The organism is Denitratisoma oestradiolicum (genome assembly GCF_902813185.1).
In the GTDB taxonomy this organism is placed as follows: Bacteria; Pseudomonadota; Gammaproteobacteria; order Burkholderiales; family Rhodocyclaceae; genus Denitratisoma; species Denitratisoma oestradiolicum.
This window is the reverse complement of the sequence record NZ_LR778301.1, coordinates 115,265-134,603: the sequence shown is the minus strand read 5'-3', so window position 1 is coordinate 134,603 and position 19,339 is coordinate 115,265. Positions and strand designations below refer to the sequence as shown.

Annotated in this window: 19 protein-coding genes; 2 read left to right on the top strand and 17 right to left on the bottom strand. The window is 65.2% G+C overall.

The features are described 5' to 3' along the window. Window positions 1-116: 116 nt before the first annotated feature. The 13 genes from DENOEST_RS00820 to DENOEST_RS00760 all read right to left on the bottom strand — a co-directional run bounded on the left by DENOEST_RS00820 (window position 117) and on the right by DENOEST_RS00760 (window position 11,820). A complete protein-coding gene (locus tag DENOEST_RS00820; RefSeq protein WP_145770165.1) occupies window positions 117-1,037 on the bottom strand; it encodes an ATP-binding cassette domain-containing protein in 921 nt (306 codons plus the stop codon). 43 nt (window positions 1,038-1,080) lie between these two features. Next, window positions 1,081-1,722, bottom strand: a complete 642-nt coding sequence (locus tag DENOEST_RS00815) for an alpha/beta hydrolase (protein ID WP_145770166.1) — start codon at window positions 1,720-1,722, stop codon at window positions 1,081-1,083. 218 nt (window positions 1,723-1,940) lie between these two features. After that, a complete protein-coding gene (locus tag DENOEST_RS00810; protein WP_145770167.1) occupies window positions 1,941-2,249 on the bottom strand; it encodes a (2Fe-2S) ferredoxin domain-containing protein in 309 nt (102 codons plus the stop codon). Window positions 2,250-2,277: 28 nt separating this feature from the next. Then, complete coding sequence (locus DENOEST_RS00805) at window positions 2,278-2,613, bottom strand: nucleotide pyrophosphohydrolase (RefSeq protein WP_145770168.1); 336 nt, start codon at window positions 2,611-2,613, stop codon at window positions 2,278-2,280. Beyond that, the gene (locus DENOEST_RS00800) at window positions 2,592-3,668 is read right to left on the bottom strand and encodes a VanZ family protein (protein WP_145770169.1); all 1,077 of its coding nucleotides are present in this window, start codon (window positions 3,666-3,668) and stop codon (window positions 2,592-2,594) included. Before DENOEST_RS00800 ends, DENOEST_RS00805 begins: the two co-directional genes overlap by 22 nt. Before the next feature lie 37 nt (window positions 3,669-3,705). Beyond that, on the bottom strand, window positions 3,706-4,206 hold the full coding sequence (ubiT, locus tag DENOEST_RS20445) for a ubiquinone anaerobic biosynthesis accessory factor UbiT (protein WP_145770170.1): 501 nt from the start codon (window positions 4,204-4,206) through the stop codon (window positions 3,706-3,708). Continuing rightward, window positions 4,206-5,102, bottom strand: a complete 897-nt coding sequence (locus tag DENOEST_RS00790; RefSeq protein ID WP_145770171.1) for a U32 family peptidase — start codon at window positions 5,100-5,102, stop codon at window positions 4,206-4,208. Before DENOEST_RS00790 ends, ubiT begins: the two co-directional genes overlap by 1 nt. Before the next feature lie 163 nt (window positions 5,103-5,265). Continuing rightward, window positions 5,266-6,279 carry a ubiquinone anaerobic biosynthesis protein UbiU gene (gene ubiU / locus DENOEST_RS00785; RefSeq protein WP_145770172.1) on the bottom strand — a complete coding sequence of 338 codons (1,014 nt, stop codon included), beginning with the start codon at window positions 6,277-6,279 and terminating at the stop codon, window positions 5,266-5,268. A 79-nt stretch (window positions 6,280-6,358) separates the two neighbouring features. Next, window positions 6,359-7,435 (bottom strand): ABC transporter substrate-binding protein, encoded by a 1,077-nt coding sequence (locus DENOEST_RS00780; RefSeq protein ID WP_145770173.1) that lies wholly within the window; start codon window positions 7,433-7,435, stop codon window positions 6,359-6,361. Then, entirely contained in the window at window positions 7,432-8,217 is a 786-nt protein-coding gene (locus tag DENOEST_RS00775) for an ABC transporter permease (RefSeq protein ID WP_145770174.1), read from the bottom strand. Before DENOEST_RS00775 ends, DENOEST_RS00780 begins: the two co-directional genes overlap by 4 nt. Before the next feature lie 199 nt (window positions 8,218-8,416). Beyond that, window positions 8,417-9,253 (bottom strand): ABC transporter permease, encoded by an 837-nt coding sequence (locus tag DENOEST_RS00770; protein WP_145770175.1) that lies wholly within the window; start codon window positions 9,251-9,253, stop codon window positions 8,417-8,419. 4 nt (window positions 9,254-9,257) lie between these two features. Further along, window positions 9,258-10,343, bottom strand: a complete 1,086-nt coding sequence (locus DENOEST_RS00765) for an ABC transporter ATP-binding protein (protein ID WP_145770176.1) — start codon at window positions 10,341-10,343, stop codon at window positions 9,258-9,260. Window positions 10,344-10,356: 13 nt separating this feature from the next. Continuing rightward, window positions 10,357-11,820 carry a sodium:solute symporter family protein gene (locus DENOEST_RS00760; RefSeq protein WP_183148183.1) on the bottom strand — a complete coding sequence of 488 codons (1,464 nt, stop codon included), beginning with the start codon at window positions 11,818-11,820 and terminating at the stop codon, window positions 10,357-10,359. Between the two features lie 109 nt (window positions 11,821-11,929). Here DENOEST_RS00760 and DENOEST_RS00755 point away from each other — a divergent pair, with 109 nt between their 5' ends. Beyond that, entirely contained in the window at window positions 11,930-13,195 is a 1,266-nt protein-coding gene (locus tag DENOEST_RS00755; RefSeq protein ID WP_170228153.1) for an EAL and HDOD domain-containing protein, read from the top strand. On the opposite strand, the gene ubiB is transcribed toward DENOEST_RS00755, so the two are convergent. The 4 genes from ubiB to DENOEST_RS00735 form a co-directional block, all read right to left on the bottom strand. Further along, window positions 13,157-14,683, bottom strand: coding sequence for a ubiquinone biosynthesis regulatory protein kinase UbiB (ubiB, locus tag DENOEST_RS00750; protein WP_145770310.1), 1,527 nt, complete (start codon window positions 14,681-14,683; stop codon window positions 13,157-13,159). The genes DENOEST_RS00755 and ubiB overlap by 39 nt on opposite strands. A gap of 253 nt (window positions 14,684-14,936) precedes the next feature. Continuing rightward, on the bottom strand, window positions 14,937-15,440 hold the full coding sequence (locus tag DENOEST_RS00745; protein ID WP_145770179.1) for a thioesterase family protein: 504 nt from the start codon (window positions 15,438-15,440) through the stop codon (window positions 14,937-14,939). Between the two features lie 155 nt (window positions 15,441-15,595). After that, complete coding sequence (locus DENOEST_RS00740) at window positions 15,596-16,381, bottom strand: SDR family NAD(P)-dependent oxidoreductase (protein WP_145770180.1); 786 nt, start codon at window positions 16,379-16,381, stop codon at window positions 15,596-15,598. Between the two features lie 12 nt (window positions 16,382-16,393). After that, entirely contained in the window at window positions 16,394-17,467 is a 1,074-nt protein-coding gene (locus DENOEST_RS00735) for an NAD(P)H-dependent flavin oxidoreductase (RefSeq protein ID WP_145770181.1), read from the bottom strand. Window positions 17,468-17,604: 137 nt separating this feature from the next. On the opposite strand from DENOEST_RS00735, the gene argS reads away from it, so the two are divergent. Beyond that, window positions 17,605-19,338, top strand: a complete 1,734-nt coding sequence (gene argS / locus DENOEST_RS00730) for an arginine--tRNA ligase (protein WP_145770182.1) — start codon at window positions 17,605-17,607, stop codon at window positions 19,336-19,338. Window position 19,339 lies beyond the last annotated feature (1 nt).

The window sequence follows — 19,339 nt, the reverse complement described above, 5'->3', positions numbered from 1 at the left end:
GAAAAACGGCACGCGACGCCAGCCGCAAGCCCTCGGTGCCCCTACAAAGTGCCCCGTAATATCGAGCAGAGCGAGCTGTATCGAACCCCCCGGAGGGGGGCGAAGGGGGGCGAGCCTTAATCCCGCAACTCCCGCCCCGTCAACTTGAGGAACACATCCTCCAGATTGGCCGGCCGATGCAGGGTGCGCAACTGGGGACGCTCCGCCAGATGGTCCAGCAGGGGACGGGCGTCCTCCACATAGCAGAAGGCCGTCTCGCCACTCACCTCGCAACGGCGGGCAAACTGCCCCGCCTCGGCCTCGGCCCAGCCCGGCGCGTCCTCGCCGAACACCTCCACCACATGGGGCTCGATGAATTCACCGATCAGGCCCTGGGGGGTGCCCTGACGGATGATGCGCCCGGCATCCATCACCGCCAGGCGGTGACAGAGGCGCTCGGCCTCGTCCATGAAATGAGTGGTGAGCAGGATGGTCTTGCCCTCGGCCAAGAGGCGCTTCAGGCGTTCCCAGATCAGGTGCCGGGCCTGGGGGTCCAGCCCGGTAGTGGGCTCGTCCAGGATCAGCAGGTCCGGGTCGTTCACCAGGGCCCGGGCCAGGGTCAGGCGACGCTTCATGCCGCCGGAGAGGGTCTTGATGTCGGCGTTTTCCTTGCCGGCCAGACCGGCGAATTCCATCAGGCGGGGAATCTGCGCCCGGATATCCTCATCCCTGAAGCCGAAGTAGCGGCCATAGACCAGCAGGTTCTCCGCACAAGTGAAGTCCGGGTCCAGGTTGTCCAGTTGAGGCACCACGCCGACCCGGGCGCGAGCCTGCCGGGCCCGCACCGGCACCGGTTCTCCCACCAGTTCGATGCGTCCGCCGCCAGGAGCGGTCAAGCCCAGGCAGCAGCGCAGGGTGGTGGTCTTGCCAGCCCCGTTGGGCCCCAGCAGGCCGAAACACTCGCCGGGCCTCAATTCGAAGGAAATCCCGGCCACCACTTCATGGTTGCCGTAGGACTTGCGCAGCTCTTCGACCCGCAGTACTGAATTCAGAGGCATGGCCCGACGACTCGAAAAAGGGATGACGAACGACAGCGCGACATTACGCGGGATGCCTCCAGGCCCGGCTGATAATGTCGCGGATGATGTGCAGGCGGCGGTGGAAGAAATGGTCGGCGCCGGGAATCACCGTCACCGGCAGATCCAGGGGCTCGGCCCAAGCCAGCACATTGGCCAGGGGCACGGTCTCGTCGGCGGAGCCGTGGATGACAATGGTGTCGGCGGCCACAGCTTCGCTCCGGTAACTCCGGGCACCTTCGACAAAGCCGGCAGCCGTACCTACCAGCACCAGCCGCGTCGCCGGTCGCCCGGCATCGGCCAGGGACTTGGCGACCCGGGTACTGACGTAGGCGCCGAAGGAAAAACCGGCCAGGAACACCGGCAGATCGCCGAAGCGCTGCCGGGCGTATGCCAGCACCGCGAGCTGGTCATCGGTTTCCTGGGCACCATGATCGTGATCCCCCTCGGAGCCACCGACACCGCGGAAATTGGGCCGCAACGTGACATAGCCCAGATCCCGGAAAGTCCGCGCCAGGGTGGTCACCACCTTGTTGTCGGCGCTGCCGCCGAAAAGGGGATGGGGATGGGAGATCAGGGCGATGCCCCGCGCCCCGTCCACGGCTTCGACAAAGACCTCGATACGGCCCGTGGGGCCGTCGATCAGAATACGTTCGTGGCGGGACATGAGCTTGCTTTTAAACGTGAAAAAGCATCCACAGAACCGGGGGTGACCGTCGAGCGCAGCGAGCTAATGGGTAGCCCCGCCCTGGGAAGGGGGCGTAGGCGGGGTTGCGCGAAGCACTGCTTCGCGCCGCCGAAGCCGGCCGTGGAACGGGGGTGGGGGGCGTTCAATTGGCCTTTACGCATTGGCATCCTCGGTGGTGGTGCTGGTGACCATGCGCGTTAGACTTTCAGCCGCTCCACCACTTCGCCCTTGATCAGGTGGGAGTCGACGATTTCGTCGATGTCTTCTTCATCCACGAAGGAATACCAGACGCCTTCCGGGTACACCACGGCCACCGGCCCCTTGTCGCAGCGACCCAGGCAGCCGGCCTTGTTGACCCGGACCTTGCCCGGACCGTCGGCCTGGAGGGCCTTGATCTTGTCCTTGGCGTAGTTCAGCATTTTCCCGCCGCCGCTGGCATTGCAGCACATCTGGCCTTCGTCCCGCTCGTTGACGCAAAAGAAGATGTGACGTTCGTAAAAGCTCATGACCTTGCCCTGAAAGTGAAAACCGCGATTATCGCAAATCCGCCGGGAGCGCCGGATATTTCAGGGCGTTCTTGACCATCTTGTCCCGGGCTGCGTCGATCAGGTCGATCTCCAGCACATCGGCCATGCGCAACAGATAGATGAAGGTGTCGGCGATCTCGTCCCTCACTTCGGCATGGACCTCCGCCGGCAGGGCCATGCTCTGCTCCGGTGTCAGCCACTGGAAGTGCTCCACCAGTTCGGCGGCCTCGACGATCATCGCCATGGCCAGATTCTTGGGGGTGTGGAAGACCTCCCAGCGGCGTTCGGCGGCGAAGCGACGCAGGGCATCCCGCAGGTCGGTCAGGCTTTGCTTGCTTTCCATGGGTCGCGCTCCGCCAGCAGCAGCCAGGGCAGGGCCAGAAAGGGCCAGAGCATGGATGTCAGCCGGGTCAGTCCGTTGAAATTGAGAAAGTGGCCCTGGGCCCAGACCTGGGTGGCCTGGGCCAGATAGGGATTTTCCGGGGCCAGGTTGACCAGGGCCGTGGCGAACAACAGGGCGCTGGCTGCCAGCACCCGGCCCAGAACCGGATTCAGCCACAGGCCGGGCAGCAGCAGCAGCAGGCCCAGGATCAGGCCCCTACGATTGCCCGGCGTGAGCCAATGCAAGGCCTGGTCCGGTGCCACCAGCAAGGCGGAGGCCAGGCTATGCACCAGGATCGCCAGAACGAACAGCAAGGCCAGGGCCGCACCCCGGCGTCGGAGCAACACCCCGGCAGCCACCATTCCCACGGCAAGGCTGCCGGCGGCGGCAATGCCGGTTTCGATGCGGCTGAAACGCTCTGCATCGAACTCGAAGCTGGGCGCCAGGCCCAGCCACTGGCGCAAATCGCCACAGCCGAAGAGCAGGATTTCGGGATTGAGCTGGGTCAGCAGCCACAGGGCCAGCAGCACCAGGCCATAATCGCCCCCATGACCCGGCACCACCCAGCGATCCCGCAGTTCACGCAGATGGTCGCTGTCGAGCAGGCGCCGCCCCAGAGCAGCGGCGGCGAGGGCGCCGGCCAGGGCGCCCAGAATGTTGCTGCCCAGATCCAGGTTGGACGGCACCCGACTGGGCAGGAAGTGCTGGGCCGTTTCCAGGCTCAGACTGAGACTCGCCCCGATCAGAGCGGCCAGGATGACAGCGAGCCAGCGGGGTAGACGGGCCTGGAGGGCCGCCCCCCAGAAGAATCCCAGAGGAATGTAGGCCGCCACATTGGTGGCCAGGTCGAACAAGGTGTAGTAGCGGGGCCAGGGCGCCGACAGGTAGTCCCACAAGGGAGCACCCGAATCCCGCCAACCGGTGAAGGGATAGAGGCTGGCATGGATCACCAGCAGGGTGTAGGCGGCAGCAATGTAGAGGCGCAGCCGGGGCGGGCGGGCATCGGGGCTGTGCATGACGACCGCCATTCCTGCGGGCGGTGCCTGGAACCGCTCAGGCCCCGCGGGGCGGGGCCAGGCGCTGACGCAGGCGACGCAACATCTCGCCGGGAGCGAAGCGGGAAGGATCGAAACGGGGCATTTCGATACCGTCCAGGGTGTTCTTCACCAGCAGGCCCAAATCGGTATCCCCTTCGGTGAGCAAGCGGCGGCTGAAGAACAGGGTGTCGGGGTCTTCCTCCCGCGCCAGCAGAGCGATGAAATCGCGGCTCTTGGCGGAAATGGTGAGATCAGGCTTGCCGGCATCGAAAATGGGCCGGAATCCCCGTATGGAATAGGCGAAGCGCAGGGTCAGGCCCGCATCCAGCACCCGGATCGCAAAGCGCTTGCCGATCAGGGGCTCCAGGGGTTCCCGGGGAATCATCCGCCCCAGGGCCAGGTTGAGGCCGGTGACCAGGGCCAGGGTGGGGGGCAACTGGGGCAGCTTGGCACCGATGCGGGCCACCGGGGCCGGCAGGGTGAATTGGGGAATCTGGGTTGGCAGCTTGAAGGGCATCACGCAATCTCCACGAGTTCGAGTCCGGGCCGATTGTGCCAGAAACCGTTGCAGGCACCGGCGGCCATAGTGCCATTGAGTGTCGCCAGGGCCTCGGCACCGGCACGAGTTCCATCCACCGCCTGGCGGAACAGGTTGATGATGGTCGCCATGCCCTCGGCCTGGGGGCTCAGGCGCAGCACATCGACCCCGGCCGCGGCCAGCTCGGGCACTTCCCGCAGCAGGGTGTAGGTCTTGGCCGACTGGGTCTGGATGCCGTTCAGGGTCAGGAAGGGTTCCCCTTCCCGGGTCTTCAGCAGCATGCCGTCGGGGAAGTCGATGCACTTGAACTCGCAGGTGTCCTTCTGCAGGTTGTAGCGGCGCGCCGTGAAGCAGCGGGCCGAGTAGGCCAGGGGCAGCCGGCCATGGGCAAAGACCTCGGTTTGCATGCCAGCCGGCCGGCTGGCATGGATGCCCGCCAGCAGTTCGCGGCTGGACTCGGGAGGCATCACCCAGCGGGTGGCGCCGGCCTCGGCCATCAGCCGCAGGGTCTCGCCATTGAAGATGTTGAGAGTGGGACCGGCGACGAAGGGCAGTTTCTTTTCCGCCAGCATCCGCACCGCGCCCATTTCGTTGGCTTCCACGGTACAGCGGCCGTTTCCCACCTCCCGGCGCAGGGCCTTCAGGTCCGATTCCGATTCGATCAGGGCCTGGCTGGACAGCACCACTTCCTTGCCGGCATCGGCCAACTGGCCCGCCACGTCCAGCCAGTCGGGCAGACGCAGCTCATGGCGGCGGGAGCAGACGGTCTCCCCGACGTAGATGATATCCACCGGCTGGCTGGCCATGGCGGCGTAGAAGTCCAGGGTCTGCTGGCGGGGCCAGTAGTAGAGATTGGGGCCGAGGGCGAGTTTCATTACTTCTCCAGATAGTCCGGCCGCCGGGCCGTCCCAAGGCCGGACGGCGCGCCGCCGGAGGCGGCATGGGCACAGTGCCGAAACGACAGCGCCCCCGAGTTATCGAGCGCAGCGAGCTTGCAAGCGCCCCTTCCCACGGGAAGGGGTTGGGGGATGGGGGCCATTATTTCCAGGGACGGTTATAGGCGCCGAGGGTGGTGGCCTGACCTTCCGAAACCTTGCTCAGCTCGGCCATCCAGGCCGGCTTGGCAACGAACTGGTCAGTGTTGCGCCAGGCGCTGTCGATGGCCTCGCGCCAGACCTTGGTCACCTGGGCCACGTAGGCCGGGCTGCGCTGGCGGCCCTCGATCTTGATGGCGGAGATGCCCATGGCGGTGATCTCCGGCAGCAGTTCCAGGGTGTTGAGGCTGGTGGGTTCCTCGATGGCGTAATAGGTTGCCTCATCCACCTCGAAACGGCCCTTGCACAGGGTGGGATAGCCGGCCCGTTCGTCGTCGCCGAAGCGGTCGATCAGGATGCCATTGAGTCGGGTCTCCATGCCCTGAGGCGTCTGCTCCCAGCGCACCAACTTGCCCGGGGAACAGGCGCCGTTGCAATTGGGGGAAACGCCGGTGGCATAGGCGGACAGGGCGCAGCGGCCCTCCACCATGACGCACAGTCCGCCGAAACCGAAAAGCTCGATCTCCACCGGGGTGTTCTTCACCACCTGTTCCACCTGGGCCAGGGAAAGCACCCGGGGCAGCACGGCGCGCTGGATGCCGAAACGCTCCCGATAGAAATTGATGGCCTCATAGCTGGTGGCCGAGCCCTGCACCGACAGATGCAGGCGCAGATCCGGATGCGTGCGGTGGGCGTAATCCATCAGGCCCGGATCGGCCAGGATCACCGCATCCACGCCAAAGGCGGCGGCCCGGTCCACAGCGGCGGTCCAGCGGGACCAGTTGTCCGTCTGGGGATAGGTGTTGAGGGCGATCAACACCTTGGCACCCCGGTCGTGGGCGTAGCGGATGCCTTCCTTCAGGCTCTTGTCGTCGAAATTCAGGCCATTGAAGTTGCGGGCATTGGTCTCGTCCTTGAAGCCGGCGTAGACGCAATTGGCGCCGTTATCGATGGCGGCCTTGAGAGCAGGCAGGCCGCCGGCAGGGCAGACCAGTTCGGGGCGATGGGGGGCGGGCATGGCAGGACTTTGCTACGGATGGCTGAAGGGGTGATTATAGCCCCCGGCCATCGGTCAATACTTGATCGAAATCATGGGTTTATCGAACCTTGACCTCGGTCCACAGGCGGGACAGGGTGCGCCGCAGACGGGGCTCGAAGTCACGCAGCATTTCCAGGCGGCGCAGATCCGCACGGGTTGGGAAGATAGCCGGATCCCCGGCTATCTCCGGACGCACCCGTTCCATGGCAGCGGCATTGGGATTGCCGGCACCGATCAGGTTGGAAACGTCGGCCGCGTTATCCCCCTCCAGCATGAAATCGATGAAACGTTGGGCCAGCTCGGGATGCCGGCCGGAACGGTGCAGCACCCAGTTGTCCACCGCCAGCACCGCCCCCTCCCGGGGCGTGGTGAAGCCGATGGTGAAGGGCCGGCCCGCCGCCTTGGCATCCTCCCGGGCCCGGAACATGTCGTTGGAGTAGCCATGGGCGACCCAGATGTTGCCCACCGCCAGATCCTTGATGTAGGTGCTGTTGGAAAAGGTGGCCCAGTAGGGCTTGGCCCGCAGGATCAGGGCCTTGGCCGCCTGCCACTGGGCCATGTCCCGGGACTGGATCGAGTGCCCCAGGTATTTCATCGCCGCCGCCATCAGCTCCCGCTGGCTGTTCAGCACCGTCACCTTGCCGCGAATCTTCTCCAAATGCTTCGGCTCGAAGATCAGCGCCCAGGTATCGGTGGGCAGGCCCAGAGCCCGCAGCCTCTCGACGTTGTAGCCGATCAAGGTGACGGAGGTGGCATAGGGCACCGCATAGCGGTTGCCCGGGTCGTACCAGGGATTGCGGAATTCGGGCTTGATGTTCTCCAGATGGGGCAGCCGGGCCTTGTCCAGGGGCCGCAGGGCGCCGCGCCGGATCAGGGACTCCACCGCGTTGCCGGTGGGCACCAGCAGATCGTAGCCCACCGCGCCGGCCTCCAGCTTGGCCAGCATCTCCTCATTGTCGGAGTAGTAGTCCTGCTTCACCCGGCAGCCGCAGCGGACCTCGAAGCGGTGCAGGGTTTCATCGCTGATGTAGTTGTTCCAGTTGTAGAGATACAGCACTTCTTCGGCGCGGGCACCCGGAGCAAGCCAAAACAGCAGACCCAGGAAGATGGCAGTCAGTGTCGGAGCGCAGCTCATTCCTTGCCCTTCAGCACATCCGGCGCGAAGCGGCTGGCGAGGAAGATCAGGCTCAGGGTCAAGGCCATCAGCAGGGTGGAGACGGCATTCACCTCCGGTGTCACCGCCACTTTGATCATGGAATAGATTTGCAGGGGCAGGGTGCTGACGCCCACGCCAGCGACGAAAAAGGTGATGACGAAATCGTCAATGGACAGGGTGAAACTCATCAGGAAGCCCGCCACCAGGGCCGGCAGAATCAGGGGCAGGGTGATGCGGCGGAAAGTGGCCCAGGGGCTGGCGCCCAGGTCCCGGGCCGCCTCGAAGATGCTCTCGTCCATGCCCGCCAATCGAGCCCGGACAATGACGGCGACGAAGCCGATGGAAAAGGTGATGTGGGCCACCAGGATGGACAGGAAGCCCAGGGTCAGGTCCAGCACCTGGCGGAAGAACAGCAGCAGGGAAACGCCCAGCAGGATCTCCGGCATGGCCACCGGCGTCAGCACCAGGAAGGGCAGAAAGCGAAAGCGGTAGCGGTGCATGGCCAGTCCGGCCATGGCCCCCAGCACGGTTGCAATGGTGGATGAGAGCAGGGCGATGGTAAGGGAGTTGGCCGCCGCCCGCAGCATCTCGCCATCGCCCAGGAGTTTGCTGTACCAGCGGGTGGTGAAGCCCACCCACTGGGCGTTGAGCTGGGAGTCGTTGAAGGAGAACAGCACCACCACGGCCAGCGGAAGGTAGAGAAAACCATACACAGCCAAGGCAGCGCCCCAGAGCCAGAACCGCGCGCGACCGTGTGCCATGGTGAGTGCCTTCATGTCACGACTCCCGAACCGTGGCGACGCCCCCGCAGCACTCGAGCGCAGCCGGCCGCGCCGCCGAGCCGCCTTGACCGAAGGAAATCCCCGAGGGACAAGGCGCGACAGCCACGCCACGGAGCGGACGCAGTCCGCGAACCGCAGTCACCTCCGCCCCTGGGGCGGGGGATGGGGGGTGGGCCGTTCATGTCACCGCCTCGGTGCCGTGCAGCCCGCGCCGGGCCGCCCATGCTGCGGCGCCGGCCAGGAGCAGTACCGTAATGGTGAGCATGATCGATAGGGCCGAGCCCAGGGGCCAGTCCCGGTTGTCGAGGAACTGCTCCTTGATCAGGTTGCCGATCAGGATGTCGCCGGTGCCCCCCAGCAGTTCCGGCACCGCGAACATGCCCAGCACCGGAATGAAGACCAGGGCCGCGCCGGAGAAGATGCCGGGCAGCGACAGTGGAAAGGTCACCCGCCAGAAGCGGGTCCAGGCCGAGGCTCCCAGGTCCTGGGCCGCCTCCAGCAGGGCCGGGTCGTGCTTTTCCAGGTTGGTGTAGAGGGGCAGCACCATGAAGGGCAGATGCACATAGACCATGCCGGCGATCACCGCGAAGGGCGTGTAGAGCAGGTTGATAGGCCCCAGCAGCATGATCCAGGCATAGATGCGCACCAGGAAATTGCTGGCGAAGGGCAATACCACCAGCAGCACCAGCAGGTCGCGGCGCTTCGCCGGACTGCGGGCAATCAGCCAGGCCAGGGGATAGGCCAGGAGGATGCAGAGCAGGGTGGTGACGAGGGCCACCAGGAAAGAGCGGGCCAGGATCTCCAGATAGATCACGTCCCCCAGCAGGAAGTGGTAAGCCTCCAGCCCCAGGGTGGAGCGCCCATCCACCCGCAGGGGGGCGAGGCCACCGAATTCCCCGGGCTCCCGGAAGGAGGCGAGCACGACGATCAGGGCCGGGACCAGGAAGAAAGCCAGCAGGAACAGGGTAGGCGGAGCGGTAACAACCCAGCGGGTCAGGTCGCGCTTGCCGGCCATGGCTTCAATTCCTCAGGTAGACGCCGGCGTCATGGCGCCAGCAGACGCTGACCGGGTCCCCCACTTCATGGAACTTGGCCCGGCCCGGAGCGGCGTTGGGCATCAGGGCCTCGATCCGCACGCCGTTGGTCAATTCCACTTTGTAGAGGGTCACGTCCCCCAGGTAAAGCAGTTCCCGCACATGGCCTTCGAAACGGTTCTTCAGGTCCGCCGCCTCCTTGCTGCCATAGACCCGGATCAGCTCGGGGCGCAGGGCGAAGGCGCCACGCTCCCCCGCCTGAAGGGGGCGGGGATCGGTAGCGGCAATCTCTCCCAGGCCCGCGGCCCGCAGGCTCAGGCGCAGCTTGCTGGCGGCGATGATCTCCACCTCGATCAGGTTGATCTTGCCGATGAAGTCGGCGACGAAGCGATTGGCGGGCTGGGTGTACAACTGGTCCGGCTCGTCGAGCTGTTCGATGCGGCTCTCCCGCATCACCGCGATGCGATGGGACAGGGCCAGGGCCTCCTGCTGGGAATGGGTGACAAAGATGAAGGTGACGCCCACCTCCCGTTGCAGGGCAATCAGCTCGATCTGCATTTCCTCCCGCAGCTTGGCATCCAGGGCGCCCAGGGGTTCGTCCAGCAGCAACAGCCGGGGTTTGTTCACCAGACCCCGGGCCAGGGCCACCCGTTGCTTCTGGCCGCCGGAAAGCTCGTGAGGGTAGGCGCTGCCCTTGTCCTCCAGATGCACCAGGGCCAGGGTCTCCGCCACCCGACGCTTGATCTCGTCCCGGGAGCGGCCGGCCATCTCCAGGGGAAAGGCCACATTGCCGGCCACGCTCATGTGGGGAAACAGGGCGTAGCTCTGGAACACCGTATGCAGCGGCCGCTGCTCCGGCGGCACTCCGGACAGGGATAGGCCGTCGAGCAGGATGTCGCCCTGGTCCGGCGCGTCGAAGCCGGCGATCATGCGCAGGATGGTGGTCTTGCCGCAGCCCGAGGGGCCCAGCAGGGTGAAGAACTCCCCTGCCTCCACGGCGAGGGAAACCTCCTTCACGGCTTCGAGACTGCCGAAGCGGCGGGTGACGTTCCTGAGTTCAAGCAACGCCACGCTCTTACGCTCCCTAGCTATGGTGGTGCGTCTTGGCGGTCACGTGGTGGGTACTGGAGGCCGCGTGATGATGCAGGTCCGGATGCAGGTCCGGGTAAGGCGTCGAATGACCCACCCACTGAGGCAGCAAGGAACCCAGCACCATGCCAACAAAGCTGACGGCAAGGCCGATCAACTGGGCCGGCACCGGCATGGCCTCGCCCACCAGGGCCTCCAGTAGCAGCCAGGAGACCAGCCCCCCCATGGTTGCCGCCAGGGCGCCCTGGGTGGTGGCCCGGCGCCAGATGGCCCCCGCCAGCAGAGGCACGAAGGCGCCGGCCAGGGTGATCTTGTAGGCGTTCTCCACCATCTTGAAAATCGAGGCATTGGTATTGAGGGCGAAGAGCAACACCACGCAGGCGAAAACAACGATGGACAGACGCATCACCCGCAGGAACTGCCAGTCGCTCATGGCAGGAAAGAAACCCTTGACGATGTTCTCGGCGAAGGTCACCGAAGGCGCCAGAAGCGTTGCCGAAGAGCAGCTCATGATGGCCGAGAGCACGGCGCCGAAGAAAATCACCTGAGCAAATAGCGGCGTCTGGTCCATCACCAGCATCGGCAGCACTCGCTGGAAGTCGGCGGGGGCATCGGATTCGAGCAGGGGCAGATACTGGGCCGGATCGATCAGGGTGGCCGAGTAGGCAATGAACATGGGCACGAAGGTGAAGCAGAAATAGATCGAGGCCCCCAGCACCGAGCCCCAGATGGCGATGCGTGCGCTCTTGGCCGAGGTGATGCGCTGGAACACGTCCTGCTGGGGAATGGAACCCAGCATCATGGTGACCCAGGCGCCAATAAAGGTCACCCACTGCAAGGGGTCAGGCGGCGGGAAGAACTCGAACTTGCCGGCGAGCACATAGGCGATGAAGAACAGCCCGCCCATGCTCACCGCCATCTGGACAAAGTCCAGTACCGCCACCGAGAGCATGCCACCGAAGGTGGTGTAGGTCAGCACCACGAGGGTTCCCAGGATCATGCCGGCCTCCTGGCTCAGATCTCCCTGAGTGACGACGTTGAGAATCAGCCCCAGGGCCTTGATCTGGGCCGACACCCAGCCCAGGTAGGAAGCGACGATGCACAGGGTGGTGATGACCTCCACCGTGCGGTTGTAGCGCATGCGGTAGAAATCGCCGAGGGTGATGATGTTGAGCTTGTAAAGATAGCGTGAAAAAAACAGGCCGGCCAGCACCAGGCACATGGAGGAGCCGAAGGGATCGGCCACCACACCTCCCAGGCCTTCCTTGACGAAAGTAGCCGAGGCGCCGAACACGGCTTCGGCGCCGAACCAGGTGGCAAAGACCGTGGCGGTAACCACGGGTAGGGGCAGGTGGCGCCCCGCTACGGCGAAATCCTTGGCGTTATGGACCCGGGTCGCGGCGAAGAGACCAATGCCCACAGAGACCAGCAGATATAGCGCGACAAACCAGAGCAGCATCGATCAACTCCTGCGGCAGGACACTGATCATATGCAGCGCCCCGATAAATGCGGCATTATAGCTACCGTCATTCTGGATACCGGGCGGAGCCCCGGCTGGCGGCCCTCTATGGACAACACCAAATACAGTTTCGCCTATCAGCCCATCCTTAATGCCGCCCAGGCGTCGGTGGCCGTGGAGCTGATCTACCGACGTGAGAATGGCGACCATGAGCCGGCGGTGGTCGCCGATGCGGTGGTGAGCGCCTTCATTCACTCCGGCCTGGACGACCTGCTGCGGCTGCGCCGGGCCTTCGTGCCGGCCTCCCCGGCCCTGCTCGAAAGCGAGCTGCTCAATCTTCTGCCTGCCGACCGTTTCGCCCTGGAGATGGACCTGTCCACCGTCCAAGCCTGCACCGAGCGCTGCCAGGAACTTCGCGCCCAGGGCTTCCGCATCGTTATCGATCTCTCCGGCATGGCCGTGACGGACCTGGCTTCCCTGGGAGAATCTGCTGCCCAGGCCGACGTGGTCAAATTCGACGCCGCCCCGGTGGTGGCCGGGGAATGCGACGACCTGGTGATGGAGGCCTGGGGCCAGGGCGCCCAGCTCTATGCCCGGAGCGTGGATAAAACCGAGCAGTTCGAGGTCCTGCGACGCAAGGGCTTTCACCTGTTCCAGGGCTATTACTTCGCCCGCTGCACCGAGATCACCGGCGAACGGGCCGACCCCCAGAAGCTGGCGGTACTGGACCTGCTCTCCAAGCTGGCGGCCGACGAGGACGACCGGATACTGGAGGACACCTTCAAGACCGACCCGGTGCTGTCGGTCCATCTGCTGCGCCTGGTTAACTCCTCGGCCTTCGCCCTGCCCACCTCGATCCGCAGCCTCAAGCACGCCTTTTCCATTCTCGGCCGCAAGCAACTGACCCGCTGGCTACAGGTGTTGCTGTACGTACTGAACGGCGATGGCAAGGCCTCCCCCCTGATGGAACTGGCCCTGCGCCGGGCCCGCTTCATGGAGTACGTGCTGACCTACCGCACCCACCATTCTTCCAGCCTGTTGCAGGAGGAGGCCTACATGGTGGGTCTCCTGTCCCTGGCCGATGTGCTGATGAGCTGGCCCATGGAAAAGGTAGTCAAGCGCCTGAACCTGGCCGACGAACTGCGGGAGGCCCTGGTGGACCGACGCCGACCTCTGGGCCGCCTGATCGTGTTGTGCGAGGCCCTGGAGCAGGCTGACTTCGATCAGGTCGATGCCATCTCCGCCGAGTTGCTGCTGACCCAGGAGGACGTGATGACCGCCCAGAACGAGGCCCTGGCCTGGGCCCAGCGTATCTGCGAGGGCGGTGGGGAAGATTCAGCCCAACAGCAGCAACCCCAGAGCGACGGCCAATAGCAGGGCCAGCAGCGTCAGCCAGCGCCCCTGGCGAACCTGGGCGGCGCGCAGGGCCGCCAGTTCCTCATGGGTACGACTGTTTCCCTGTTCCACCAGGGCCTGGTGCATCAGGCGCGGCAAGGCTGGCAGCACCGAGGCCCACTGGGGCGCCTCCCGCTTCAGGTTGCGCACCAGGCCGCGCCAGCCCATCTGCTGTTGCATCCAGCGCTCCAGGAAAGGCTTGGCGGTCTGCCAGAGATCCAGGTCCGGGTCCAACTGCCGCCCCAGGCCCTCGATATTGAGCAGGGTCTTCTGCAGCAGCACCAACTGGGGCTGAATTTCCACATTGAAGCGGCGGGATGCCTGGAACAGGCGCAGCAGTACCCGGCCGAAGGAAATGTCCTTCAGGGGCCGATCGAAAATGGGCTCGCAGACCGCCCGGATCGCCGCCTCGAATTCGTCGATGCGAGTATCGGGCGGCGCCCAGCCCGATTCCACATGGGCCTCGGCCACCCGCTTGTAGTCGCGGCGGAAGAAGGCCAGAAAATTATGGGCCAAATAGCGCTGGTCCGTCTCGGTGAGGGTGCCGACGATGCCGAAATCCAGGGCGATGTACTTGCCCTTGTCGGCGCCCTCGGTGGCCACGAAGACATTGCCCGGATGCATGTCGGCATGGAAAAAGCCATCCCGGAACACCTGAGTGAAGAATATCTCCACCCCGGCCCGGGCCAGGGCCGGGATATCCACGCCCTGCTCGCGCAGCACCTGCACCTGGGAGACCGGCGTACCCACCATGCGCTCCATCACCATCACCGATTCGTCGCACCAGTCCCAATGGACCTCGGGCACCAGCAGCAGGGGCGAATGGGCAAAGTTGCGCCGCAACTGGGAGCAATTGGCGGCCTCCCGCATCAGGTCCAGTTCGTCATGGAGATATTTGTCGAACTCCGCCACCACGGCCCGGGGCTTCAGGCGCTTGCCATCGGACCAGAGTTTTTCCAGCAGCAGGGCGGCGGCATCCAGCAGGGCCAGATCGTGGCCGATCACCTTCTGCATGCCGGGACGCAGGATCTTGACCGCCACCTCGCGGCCATCGGGCAGTTGGGCGAAATGTACCTGGGCCACCGAGGCCGAGGCCACCGGCACCTGATCGAAGCGGGCGAAGACCTGGTCCACCGGCTTGCCGAAGCTGGCCTCCAGTTGCGCCCGGGCCTGCTCCCAGGGGAAGGGCGGCACCTGATCCTGGAGCTTGGCCAGTTCGTCGGCGATGTCCGTGGGCAGCAGGTCCCGGCGGGTGGACAGCACCTGACCGAACTTGACGAAGATCGGCCCCAGGGCCTCCAGGGCCAGACGCAGACGCACTGCCCGGGGCGCGGACAGGTCGCGCCAGAACAACAGGGACCGGGTCAGGGCCATCAGGCGGCCGCTGGGTTCATGTTCCAGAATCAACTGGTCCAGGCCATGGGCCAGACTGACGCGGACGATCTTGAGCAGGCGGAAAAGGCGCACGGTGGTGGGTCGGAGAAGGTTAACGTGAAAAAGCATCAACGGAGCCGAGTGTGACCGTCGAGCGTAGCGAGCCGATCAGTAGCCCCGCCCCGGGAAGGGGGCGTAGGCGGGGTTGCGCGAAGCACGGCTTCGCGCCGCCGAAGCCGGCCGGCTGTGCAAAGCCGGCCGTGGAACGGGGGTGGGGGGCGTTCAATTTGCTTTTATGTATTTTCATCTTCGGGGGTGGTACTGGTGACCATACGCGTTAGAAACGTCAGGAGTGGTCGAACCAGGGATTGACGGGGGGCCTGATTCGGCTGCCCACGCCTGGAGGCTTCGGCAAGACCAGGCAGGACCGGACGATACGCTGCAACTCGGCATAGGCCGCCTCGGGCAGGGGCGCCGACTTACGGGCTTGCAGGTCGATGTGAATATCCACCTGCTCTCCCGCTGCGGCGCGCCGACCAGTCGTCAGGTTCATGACCTCATGGAAAAAGTGCAGGCGCTTGGCATCCACCGCCAGCAGCCAGGAGCGCACCTCCAGTTCATCTCCCAGGGACACTTCCTGCTCAAAGCGCATGTGGGATTCGAGCACAGCCTTGCCGCAATGGGTCCGGGCCACGTAGTCATCGCCGAGGCCGATGGCCTGGGTGTATCGGTAATGGGCCTCATACACCACCAGATGGTAGCGGGTGGCATTCATGTGGCCGTTCACGTCGATCCACTCCGCAGGCACCCGGACCTGGTAGCTAACGTAGGGTGTCTGCAGCGAAATCATGGCGTTACCGTGAAAGCAGCAACGAAGCCGAACGTAACGGCCGAGCGCAGCGAGCCGATCAGTAGCCCCGCCCTGGGGCGGGGATGGGGGTGGGGGGCGTTCAATTGGCCTTTACGTATTGGCATCCTCGGTGGCGGTACTGGCGACCCATCGCGTTAACGCGGATTTGCCGGCATGATGCCCCGTGGCTTGCCGGCCAGCATGCCGCCATCCACCGGGTAGTCGCCGCCGGTGCAGAAGGAGGCACGGTCCGAGGCCAGGAACAGCACCATCTCCGCCACCTCGACGGCGGCGGCCATGCGGCCCAGGGGGTAGTTGCCGTAGGCGGCATCGTAGTCGGCATCCTGCCAGCCGGGGCGCTCGGTCATGCTGGTCCGGGTCGGCCCCGGCAGCACCGTGTTCACCCGGATGCCCAGGGGACCCAGCTCGATGGCGGCGGTCTTGGTCAGGGCGCGGATGCCGAACTTGGAGGCCGAGTAGGCCATCAGGCCCTCCCGGCCCTCCATGCCCTGCACCGAGGAGAAGTTGATGATGGCGCCGCCCCCGGCCCGCTTCAGGGCCGGCAGGGCTGACTTCATGCCGATGAAGGTGCCCGTCAGATTGACGTCCACCACCTTGCGGAAGGTTTCCACGTCCAGCTTCTCGAAAGGCAGGTTGCGGATGATGCCGGCGCTGTTCACCAGAATGTCGAGACGGCCGAAAGCCTCCTCGGCCCAGGCCACGGCAGCGTTCCAGGCATGCTCGTCGGCGATATCCAGGGCCACGAAGCAGGCGGCGGCGGGATGGGCGGTATTGATTTCCTGGGCCAGGGCCTGGCCCTCCTCTTCGCGCCGATCCGCCAGCACCACCTTCGCCCCCTCGGCAACGAAGCGGCGGGCGCAGGCGGCACCGATGCCCCGGGCGGCGCCGGTGATCAGGGCGACCTTGCCGAAGAGTTCCATCGGTTCAGCCGATCAGCGCTGGAAGCGGTCGAGGATGGCGGTGGCCTCGGCCACCACCCGCTGGATCAGCTCGTCGCAGCTTTCGATCCTGTCGATCAGGCCCATCACCTGGCCACCGGGCAGGATGCCGAATTCGGTCTTGCCTTCCACCATCGTGGTGCGCAGCAGGATCGGGGTGTTGGCCGCCATCACCACCTGGGCCAGGCCGTAGCCGTGGTCCCGACGCATGGACCAGCCCTGCTTCAGCATATCGGAGAGGGGCATGTGGGTCAGGCCCTTGAGCTTGAGGGCATTCATCATCGCCAGCACGGTGTTCTTCCAGGCCGGCGTGGTGAGCAGCTTGTCCACGAAGCCGTTGCGGATCATGCGATGCTGGTGGCCGTCCACCTGATCCGTGGCCACGGTGTCGCCAACGCCGGCCTTGATGTAGATGTTCTTCACGTTCTCCGGCACCGGCGATTCCTTGGTCAGCAGGAAACGGGTACCCATGGCGATGCCCTCGGCGCCGAAGGACAGGGCCGCCATCAGGCCTCGGCCATCGCAGAAGCCGCCGGCGGCGATGACGGGAATATCCACCGCGTCCACGATCTGGGGCAGCAGCACCGTGGTAGCGATGGAGCCGGTGTGGCCTCCGCCTTCGCCACCCTGGACGATCAGGGCATCGGCGCCCCAGGAGGCCACTTTCTCGGCGTGGCGCTTGGCGCCGATCGACGGAATGCAGACGACGCCGGCATCCTTCAGGGTCTTGATCAGTTTTTCCTTGGGGGCCAGGGCGAAGCCCGCCACCTTGACGCCGGACTTGATGATCATCTGCACCCGCTCGGCGGCATCCGGCGCATCGGAGCGCATGTTCACGCCGAAGGGCTGGTCGGTATGGTCCTTGACCCAGGCGATCTCATTGGCCAGTTGCTTCAGGTCCATGGTGGCCGAACCGATGAAACCCAGGGCGCCGGCATTGGACGAGGCGGCGCAGAGCTGTCCCGTGGCCACCCAGCCCATGGCGGACTGAACGATGGGATACTTGCAGCCCGTCATCTGACACAGCTTGGTGTTGAGGGCGGGGTGCAGGTTGGTGGCTGCGGTCATGGGAAGCTCCTTCGTAGGCGATCTGGAATAAGGCCCGGCGGCGTTGAAAGTGCCTAGTTCCGCCGTGGCAAAGGGCGAAATCATATCCCGCCGGCCGGTATAATGAAACGCAAGTCCATGTTTCCGGCAAGAAATCCATGTCTTTCGACCCCAAGCAGCATCTTGTTGAACTGTTACGCGAAGCCCTCGCCAGCGTGGCGCCCGAAAGCGCGGACGCAGAAATTCTCATCGAGCGGCCCAAACAGGCCAGCCACGGCGACTTCGCCACCAATCTGGCGATGCAGCTGGCCCGGCCCCTGAAGGCCAATCCGCGCCAGATCGCCGAACGGCTGATGCGGGAACTGCCGCCCTCGCCCTGGGTCATCAAGACCGACATCGCCGGTGCGGGCTTCATCAACTTCACCCTGGCCCCCGCCGCCAAGACCCAGGTGGTGCGGGCCGCCCTGGAGCAGGGTCTGGACTTCGGCCGCGGCAAGGTCGGTGCGGGCCGCAAGGTTCAGGTGGAATTCGTTTCCGCCAATCCCACCGGGCCCCTCCACGTGGGCCACGGCCGGGGCGCCGCCTACGGCGCCAGCCTGGCCTCGGTGCTGGCCTTCGCCGGCTACCAGGTGACCCGGGAGTACTACGTCAATGACGCCGGTCGGCAGATGGACATTCTGGCCGTGTCCACCTGGCTGCGCTACCTGGAACTGTTCGGCGAGCTGTTGCCCTTCCCCCCCAATGCCTATCAGGGCGGCTATGTGCGGGAAATGGCGGAGCAGATCAAGCGGGCCCATCAGGACAAGTACGTCCGCCCCGCTGCGGCGGTGCTGGCCAGCGCCCCGGCCCCGGAGCCGGACATCGAGGCCCATCTGGACGGCCTGATCGCCGCCGGCAAGGACCTGCTGGGAGAGGACTGGCATTACATTCACCAGCACGCCCTGTCGGAGCAGCTGGCCGACGGCCGCGCCGATCTGGAGGAATTCGGCGTCCATTTCGACGCCTGGTTCTCCGAGCGTTCCCTTTACGACACCGGCCTGGTGCAGAAGGCCGTGGCCCTGCTGGAAAAACAGGGCCACATCTATCTCCAGGACGGCGCCAAGTGGTTCCGTTCCACCGCCTTCGGCGACGAAAAGGACCGGGTGGTGCAACGGGACAACGGCCTCTACACCTACTTCGCCTCCGACATCGCCTATCACCTGAACAAGTTCGAACGGGGCTTCGAGCGGGTGGTGGATGTCTGGGGTGCCGACCATCACGGCTACATCCCCCGGGTGCGTGGGGCACTGAAGGCCATGGGCCAGGACGACAGCCGGCTCGACGTGACCCTGATCCAGTTCGTGGCCCTGCTGCGCAACGGCGTCAAGGCCTCCATGTCCACCCGCGCCGGTGAATACGTCACCCTGCGCCAGGTGAGGGAAGAAGTGGGCAACGACGCCTGCCGCTTCTTCTACATGCTGAGGAAGCAGGATCAGGCTCTGGACTTCGATCTGGAACTGGCCAAGTCCCAGTCCAACGACAACCCGGTGTATTACGTCCAGTACGCCCATGCCCGCATCAGTTCGGTGCTGTCCCAGTGGGGCGGCGCCCTGTCCAGTCTGACGGCGGCGGATCTGGCGCCCCTGGTCAGCGAGCGGGAACTGGCCCTGTGCGCCCGCCTGGGGCAGTTCCCCGAGGTGGTCGAAGTGGCTGCCCGGGACTACGCACCCCATTCCCTGGCCTTCTACCTCAAGGACCTGGCGGGCGAGTTCCACGGCTGGTACAACGCCGAGCGCCTGCTGGTGGAAGACGAAACCCAGAAGCTGGCCCGCCTGGCCCTGGCCCAGGCGGTACGCCAGACCCTGGCCAACGGTTTGCGGCTACTGGGCGTTTCCACCCCGGAGAGCATGTGAC

Excerpts from the sequence above, each read along its gene's own strand:
- DENOEST_RS00740 (WP_145770180.1), bottom strand. The coding sequence starts at position 16,381 with ATGGAACTCTTCGGCAAGGTCGCCCTGATCACCGGCGCCGCCCGGGGC.
- DENOEST_RS00755 (WP_170228153.1), top strand. The coding sequence starts at position 11,930 with ATGGACAACACCAAATACAGTTTCGCCTATCAGCCCATCCTTAATGCC.
- ubiU (WP_145770172.1), bottom strand. The coding sequence starts at position 6,279 with ATGCCCGCCCCCCATCGCCCCGAACTGGTCTGCCCTGCCGGCGGCCTG.
- DENOEST_RS00775 (WP_145770174.1), bottom strand. The coding sequence starts at position 8,217 with ATGGCACACGGTCGCGCGCGGTTCTGGCTCTGGGGCGCTGCCTTGGCT.
- DENOEST_RS00810 (WP_145770167.1), bottom strand. The coding sequence starts at position 2,249 with ATGAGCTTTTACGAACGTCACATCTTCTTTTGCGTCAACGAGCGGGAC.
- DENOEST_RS00790 (WP_145770171.1), bottom strand. The coding sequence starts at position 5,102 with ATGAAACTCGCCCTCGGCCCCAATCTCTACTACTGGCCCCGCCAGCAG.
- DENOEST_RS00820 (WP_145770165.1), bottom strand. The coding sequence starts at position 1,037 with ATGCCTCTGAATTCAGTACTGCGGGTCGAAGAGCTGCGCAAGTCCTAC.
- DENOEST_RS00805 (WP_145770168.1), bottom strand. The coding sequence starts at position 2,613 with ATGGAAAGCAAGCAAAGCCTGACCGACCTGCGGGATGCCCTGCGTCGC.
- DENOEST_RS00770 (WP_145770175.1), bottom strand. The coding sequence starts at position 9,253 with ATGGCCGGCAAGCGCGACCTGACCCGCTGGGTTGTTACCGCTCCGCCT.
- ubiT (WP_145770170.1), bottom strand. The coding sequence starts at position 4,206 with ATGCCCTTCAAGCTGCCAACCCAGATTCCCCAATTCACCCTGCCGGCC.
- DENOEST_RS00780 (WP_145770173.1), bottom strand. The coding sequence starts at position 7,435 with ATGAGCTGCGCTCCGACACTGACTGCCATCTTCCTGGGTCTGCTGTTT.
- DENOEST_RS00745 (WP_145770179.1), bottom strand. The coding sequence starts at position 15,440 with ATGATTTCGCTGCAGACACCCTACGTTAGCTACCAGGTCCGGGTGCCT.
- DENOEST_RS00735 (WP_145770181.1), bottom strand. The coding sequence starts at position 17,467 with ATGACCGCAGCCACCAACCTGCACCCCGCCCTCAACACCAAGCTGTGT.
- DENOEST_RS00760 (WP_183148183.1), bottom strand. The coding sequence starts at position 11,820 with ATGCTGCTCTGGTTTGTCGCGCTATATCTGCTGGTCTCTGTGGGCATT.
- DENOEST_RS00800 (WP_145770169.1), bottom strand. The coding sequence starts at position 3,668 with ATGCACAGCCCCGATGCCCGCCCGCCCCGGCTGCGCCTCTACATTGCT.
- argS (WP_145770182.1), top strand. The coding sequence starts at position 17,605 with ATGTCTTTCGACCCCAAGCAGCATCTTGTTGAACTGTTACGCGAAGCC.
- DENOEST_RS00815 (WP_145770166.1), bottom strand. The coding sequence starts at position 1,722 with ATGTCCCGCCACGAACGTATTCTGATCGACGGCCCCACGGGCCGTATC.